Raw genomic sequence first — 1,890 nt, forward strand, 5'->3', positions numbered from 1 at the left:
GTTTGGAATGTTAAGGTGAATCTTGATGATGTTCGCGCATTGCTTGCGAACGCTCCAGCTACAGATGATCTGGTGGGATCCATTCGAGAGAAGAAGGCTTAGTATCTGGATGAGATATCGGTGAATCATTGCGTCATCACGAATGTACTTTAGAACAAAATGGCCATCATTAACGATTTATTATTTGTCACCCATCTATTAGGAGGCTATATTTTTTATGTCGAAGACAAAAGTTATTGTTGTTGGTGCCTCGCACGGCGGCCATCAGTCGGTTTTGGAACTTACTCACAAATACTCAAACCTAGATATTAAACTCTTCGAAGCGGGAGATTTTATTTCTTTTATGTCCTGTGGTATGGAATTATATTTAGAAAACAGTGTAACGAGTATTAATGATGTCCGTAATTTTAAACCTGCAGATCTCGAAAAATTTGGGACAGAAGTATATGCCAATCATGAAGTGACCAAAATAAATCCAGAAAATAAGCAAGTTACCGTGAAAGATTTAAGATCCGGTAAGATACAGAGCTATGATTACGATAAATTAATCTTAAGCTCAGGCGTAACTCCAAACGATTTACCCGTTCCTGGTCATGAGCTAAAAAACGTTTATTCAATGCGCGGCAAGGATTGGGCAGAAAAGATCAAAGCAAAATTATCTGACCCAGATGTTAAAAATATTACTGTTATTGGTGCTGGTTACATTGGTGTTGAAGCTGCTGAAGCCAGCATCAAAGCTGGAAAGAATGTTACATTAATCGACATGATTAATCGGCCTCTGGGCAACTACCTAGATACCGAATTAACAGATATTTTATCAAAAGAATTGACTAGCAAAGGCGTTCAAGTTGTCACTGGCGCTAAGATTGAATGCTATGAAGGGACTGAATCGGTTTCTGCTGTTAAGACCAACGATGCAGAATATCCTAGTGACTTGATCATTCAAGCTGTTGGAGTTAAACCTAATACTGATTGGTTAAAGGGAACGGTTGAACTAGATAAGCGCGGGTGGATTAAAACTGACAAATATTTGAGAACTAATCTGCCTGATGTCTATGCCATAGGTGATGCGGTGTTGGCCTATTCAATTCCTGCTCAGAGGAACATGCCGATAGCTTTAGCCACGGTTGCCCGACGTGAAGCCCGTTATGTAGTGGAACACATCTTTGAGAACACACCGTCTATGCCATTTTCAGGAGTAGTCGGCTCATCAGCATTAAGTGTTTTCGACTATCACTTTGCCACATCAGGTCTGAATATGACCACAGCCCAAAAGGCCGATATTAAGATTAACACATCTTTTTACAAAGACACTTTACGTCCAGCTTATGTCCCTATGGAGAAGGGAAATACAGAGGTCTACGTAGAGCTGGATTACAATCCAAACACTCATCAACTATTAGGTGGTGCTGTATTGTCAACTTATGATATCACTGCCCAAGGTAATGTTATTTCATTAGCCATCCAACAAGGATTAAAACTGGAAGATTTAGCCGAAGCTGACTTTTTCTTCCAGCCAGGCTTTGACCGACAGTGGAGCCTATTGAACTTAGCAGCCCAACGTGCTCTTGGTGAACTTGAGTTTACAAAATAGAAATTGTAACGACCACTTATAACTTGCTGTTTAGGATCACGAATAAATCAAAAAGAGGCTGTGACATAAGTCTCCACAAATAAGACGGTCTAGTGAGAATCTTCGGATTCTCACTAGACCGCCTTTTGATATAATGGAAAATAAAAAAGGCATCGGCCACACCCGATACCCACAGATTATCCCCGAAAGGACATCTAAATATGCAAGACTATTATGGTGGATTGTAAAATTAATCCGAACGCTGTTCGGACAAAAAAGATCAGCTTCCTTTAAAATGGTGTTTACCACAAACCCAT

1 protein-coding gene is annotated in these 1,890 nt (G+C 40.1%); it reads left to right on the plus strand.

The window, feature by feature from the left end; genetic code table 11:
• Window positions 1-217 precede the first annotated feature (217 nt).
• The gene (locus EKM73_RS12645) at window positions 218-1,594 is read left to right on the plus strand and encodes an FAD-dependent oxidoreductase (RefSeq protein ID WP_024855732.1); all 1,377 of its coding nucleotides are present in this window, start codon (window positions 218-220) and stop codon (window positions 1,592-1,594) included.
• Window positions 1,595-1,890: the final 296 nt, after the last annotated feature.

It is taken from the genome of Levilactobacillus fuyuanensis (assembly GCF_003946395.1).
Classification (GTDB): Bacteria; Bacillota; Bacilli; order Lactobacillales; family Lactobacillaceae; genus Levilactobacillus; species Levilactobacillus fuyuanensis.

What these genes read in the sequence shown, in the direction of transcription:
- EKM73_RS12645 (WP_024855732.1), top strand. Translation starts at nt 218, where the DNA reads ATGTCGAAGACAAAAGTTATTGTTGTTGGTGCCTCGCACGGCGGCCAT.